General features: G+C 43.6%; 2 tRNA genes and 3 rRNA genes (1 of these 5 running past the window's edge). All 5 read right to left on the reverse strand.

What is annotated here, in order from left to right:
• Positions 1–6: 6 nt before the first annotated feature.
• Positions 7–123: ribosomal RNA gene (gene rrf, locus FBF15_RS09320) — 5S ribosomal RNA — on the reverse strand.
• A gap of 255 nt (positions 124–378) precedes the next feature.
• Positions 379–3,285, reverse strand: a 23S ribosomal RNA gene (locus FBF15_RS09325).
• A gap of 527 nt (positions 3,286–3,812) precedes the next feature.
• Positions 3,813–3,889: transfer RNA gene (locus tag FBF15_RS09330), tRNA-Ile, on the reverse strand.
• Positions 3,890–3,897: 8 nt separating this feature from the next.
• Positions 3,898–3,973: transfer RNA gene (locus FBF15_RS09335), tRNA-Ala, on the reverse strand.
• Positions 3,974–4,075: 102 nt separating this feature from the next.
• Positions 4,076–5,000 (reverse strand): 16S ribosomal RNA (locus tag FBF15_RS09340) (it continues 588 nt past the right edge of the window).
• The 16S, 23S and 5S rRNA genes sit together here with 2 tRNA genes alongside, the layout of an rRNA operon.

A 5,000-nucleotide genomic window follows, 5' to 3' on the forward strand; every position in this document is an offset into this window, starting at 1 on the left:
TTAACAAGTCCGCAATGAGCTACTTTCCCCCTGCCAGTAAGGCGTAGTATCATCACCCACGATGTGCTTAGCTTCTTGGTTCGGGATGGAGCAAGGCGTTTCCACATCTGTATAATCACGGACATTGTTATTTAAATATTCTTTGAAAGATTGAATTTAAGAATAAAACTTAATCTTTTATTTCTTTACTTTTTTCTTTATTCTCTTTCTTCTTTTCTTATCTTTTATCTTTGATAAGTTTTTATATAGAATACTTAAAAAACAATGTTAAGAGCAAGTTCTAATACAAACTCTACTTGAAAGATTTCTATTAAACTCTAAATATTATCTATATTTAAAGTATTCTTAAAAACCTTAACAAGGAAGTGATGCTTTATTAAAGATAAGCCAAACGCTCTATTAGTACTGGTCAGCTAAAGGACTTTCATCCATTACACACCCAGCCTATCAAACTAGTAGTCTTCTAGAGAGCTTAGAGAAGATTCATCTTAGAGTTGGCTTCACGCTTAGATGCTTTCAGCGTTTATCCTTTCCAAACTTAGCTACGCTGCGATGCTCTTGGCAGAACAACAGCTACACCAGTGGTTTGTTCAACCCGGTCCTCTCGTACTAGGGTCAAATCTCTTCAATCTTCTTACGCCCACGGCAGATAGGGACCGAACTGTCTCACGACGTTCTGAACCCAGCTCGCGTACCGCTTTAAATGGCGAACAGCCATACCCTTGGGACCTGCTCCAGCCCCAGGATGCGATGAGCCGACATCGAGGTGCCAAACCTCCCCGTCGATGTGAGCTCTTGGGGGAGATCAGCCTGTTATCCCCGGGGTACCTTTTATCCTTTGAGCGATGGCCCTTCCACACAGAACCACCGGATCACTAAGACCGACTTTCGTCTCTGCTTGACTTGTATGTCTTGCAGTTAAGCTGGCTTATACCTTTATACTCTACGAACGATTTCCAACCGTTCTGAGCCAACCTTTGTAAGCCTCCGTTATTATTTGGGAGGCGACCGCCCCAGTCAAACTACCCACCAGACATTGTCCCACTTGAGGATAACTCAAGCTGGTTAGCTACCCAAATAAGAAAGAGTGGTATCTCAACAATGGCTCATATACAACTGGCGTCATATACTCAAAGCCTCCCACCTATCCTGCACATTCTTATCCAAGTAGCAGTGTCAAGCTGTAGTAAAGGTCCACGGGGTCTTTCCGTCTTGCCGCGGGTAGGAGGAATTTTCACCTCCACTACAATTTCACTGGATCCCTCTTTGAGACAGCTCCCATCTCGTTACGCCATTCATGCAGGTCGGTATTTAACCGACAAGGAATTTCGCTACCTTAGGACCGTTATAGTTACGGCCGCCGTTTACTCGGGCTTCGATCAAGAGCTTCGCTAATGCTAACCCCATCAATTAACCTTCGAGCACCGGGCAGGCGTCACACCCTATACATCCTCTTACGAGTTAGCAGAGTGCTGTGTTTTTGGTAAACAGTCGGGAGGGACTCTTTGTTGTAAGTTTCTTCGCTTTCGGAGTAAATCCTAGTACGAAGCTAACCACACCTTATACCGAAGATACGGTGCTATTTTGCAGAGTTCCTTAAAGAGAGTTCTTCCACGCGCCTTAGAATACTCATCCCACCCACCTGTGTCGGTTTACGGTACGGGCAACATTAGCTAAACTTAGAAACTTTTCTTGGCTCGACGGCATCAGGGGTTCTTCTATCCATCCGAAGACTTCAAAAAGCCTTTCAGTTCTCGGAGTATTGTTATACGGATTTGCCTGTACAACCTCCTACGACCTTAGACTAGCACTTCCATCCGCTAGCCCCCTTAGCCCTAAGCGTCCTTCCATCGCACACTAATGTTGGTATTGGAATATTAACCAATTTGCCATCGTCTACCCCTTTCGGACTCGACTTAGGACCCGACTAACCCTACGATGACGAGCATCGCGTAGGAAACCTTGGGTTTACGGCGTTAATGATTCTCACATTAATTATCGCTACTCATGCCTGCATGCTCACTTCTATTCGCTCCAGCACTCCTTACCGGTATACCTTCGACGCAAATAGAACGCTCTCCTACCACTTAGTAAACTAAGTCTACAGCTTCGGTACTTACTTTAGCCCCGTTATATTTTCCGCGCAAAATCACTAGACCAGTGAGCTATTACGCTTTCTTTAAAGGATGGCTGCTTCTAAGCCAACCTCCTGGTTGTTTAAGTAACTTCACATCGTTTTCCACTTAAGTAAGATTTAGGGACCTTAGCTGGTAGTCTGGGTTGTTTCCCTCTTGACGACGGATTTTATCACTCGCCGCCTGACTGCTGTGATTACATATAAGGTATTCGGAGTTTGATAGGGTTTGGTACATTGGTGTATGCCCTAGCCCATTCAGTGCTCTACCCCCTTATATTACGACACAACGCTATACCTAAATATATTTCGGAGAGAACCAGCTATCACGAAGTTTGATTGGCCTTTCACCCCTATCCACAAGTCATCCCGGGGCTTTTCAACGCCTATGGGTTCAGTCCTCCACTAGTTCTTACACTAGCTTCAACTTGCTCATGGATAGATCACTTCGTTTCGGGTCTGCAGCATCTGACTAAGCGCCCTATTCAGACTCGCTTTCGCTACGGCTTCGCGTTTGCTTAACCTTGCCAGACACCACAACTCGCAGGCTCATTATGCAAAAGGCAGTCCATCACCCTGTATTCCTACATAGGGCTCTGAATGATTGTAAGCAAATGGTTTCAGGTTCTATTTCACTCTGATCACCTCAGTTCTTTTCACCTTTCCCTCACGGTACTTGTGCACTATCGATCTGGTATTAGTATTTAGGGTTGGATCGTGGTCGACCCGGATTCAGACAGGATTCCTCGTGTCCCGCCCTACTCAGGATACTGCTAGCTAAGGTTTGTTTTTCGCATACGGGACTATCACCCTCTATGGTTATACTTTCCAGAATGTTCTGCTAAACTTACCTCTTGCACATTGCAGTCCTACAACCCCCAGTGCAAGCACTGGGTTTGCCCTCTTGCGCTTTCGCTCGCCGCTACTGACGCAATCTCTATTGATTTCTTTTCCTGAGGGTACTAAGATGTTTCAATTCCCCTCGTTCGCTCCTATATAGGTAATGCATATCTCTATACATTGGGTTGCCCCATTCGGAAATCTACGGATCAAAGCTTCTTGACAGCTCCCCGTAGCTTATCGCAGTCTAGTACGTCCTTCATCGCCTTTACCAGTCAAGGCATCCACCATTCGCTCTTAGTAGCTTACCTTTTTTACCTTTTATTATTGATTCTAAAACGCATCACTTCCTTGTTAAAGTTTTTATGATAAGACTTCTTTATCTTAAGACGGAAAGCATTCAAACACTTAATATAAAACTAAATGATTTAGTCTCAACTAAGCAGTGAGTTTGAAACTTGTCTTTAATTTATAATCCTTAAATCTAATATTCTCTTTATTCATAGAAGAGAAGACAGCTAAAAGTTAAGTTAAACTAAAGAAAAGATAAATAGGTTTTATCCTTTAACAAGTCCTGTAAAATTGTTTTTATTAAAACTTGCTTGTGACTCTTAACAATGATAATTAAAAAGAACATTTAGGTTTAAAACCTAAAGGAAGTATATATATTAACATAATCATTATAAATATAAATGCATAATGTATATGCTACTTATATCTATTAAAGTATATTCTTTTATAGTTAAAGATAAAAATAAATCTAAGTATAGAGTTTATATTTAATCTATTTTATATACTTGCTTTAGATTTTAAAGCTTCTTTATTCAAATCTTTTTTATGGTGGGCCTAACAAGACTTGAACTTGTGACCTCACCCTTATCAGGGGTGCACTCTAACCAGCTGAGCTATAGGCCCTTAATAAATGGTGGAGAATAGCGGGATCGAACCGCTGACCTCCTGCGTGCAAAGCAGGCGCTCTCCCAGCTGAGCTAATTCCCCATAAACAATTAGCTTTATCATCAATCTTTGAAATCTAAACAAGAATCAATTGAGTTTATATATTGAAGTAATAGTTGTGAGACTTATTACTTTGTACTCTAGAAAGGAGGTGATCCAACCGCAGGTTCTCCTACGGTTACCTTGTTACGACTTCACCCCAGTCGCTGATTCCACTGTGGACGGTAACTAGTTTAGTATTCCGGCTTCGAGTGAAATCAACTCCCATGGTGTGACGGGCGGTGAGTACAAGACCCGGGAACGTATTCACCGTAGCATGGCTGATCTACGATTACTAGCGATTCCGGCTTCATGCTCTCGAGTTGCAGAGAACAATCCGAACTGGGACATATTTTATAGATTTGCTCCACCTCGCGGTATTGCGTCTCATTGTATATGCCATTGTAGCACGTGTGTCGCCCTGGGCATAAGGGCCATGATGACTTGACGTCGTCCACACCTTCCTCCTCCTTACGAAGGCAGTCTATTTAGAGTGCTCGGCCGAACCGTTAGCAACTAAATACGTGGGTTGCGCTCGTTGCGGGACTTAACCCAACATCTCACGACACGAGCTGACGACAGCCGTGCAGCACCTGTCTCTAAGTTCTAGCAAGCTAGCACCCTCTTATCTCTAAAAGGTTCTTAGGATATCAAGCCCAGGTAAGGTTCTTCGCGTATCTTCGAATTAAACCACATGCTCCACCGCTTGTGCGGGTCCCCGTCTATTCCTTTGAGTTTTAATCTTGCGACCGTACTCCCCAGGCGGTACACTTAATGCGTTAGCTGCATTACTGAGATGACTAGCACCCCAACAACTAGTGTACATCGTTTAGGGCGTGGACTACCAGGGTATCTAATCCTGTTTGCTCCCCACGCTTTCGCGCCTTAGCGTCAGTTGAGTTCCAGCAGATCGCCTTCGCAATGGGTATTCTTGGTGATATCTACGGATTTTACCCCTACACCACCAATTCCATCTGCCTCTCCCTCACTCTAGACTATCAGTTTCCCAAGCAGTTTAATGGTTAAGCCA

The sequence above is a fragment of the Campylobacter sp. CFSAN093233 genome, from assembly GCF_011068165.1.
GTDB lineage: Bacteria > Campylobacterota > Campylobacteria > Campylobacterales > Campylobacteraceae > Campylobacter_D > Campylobacter_D jejuni.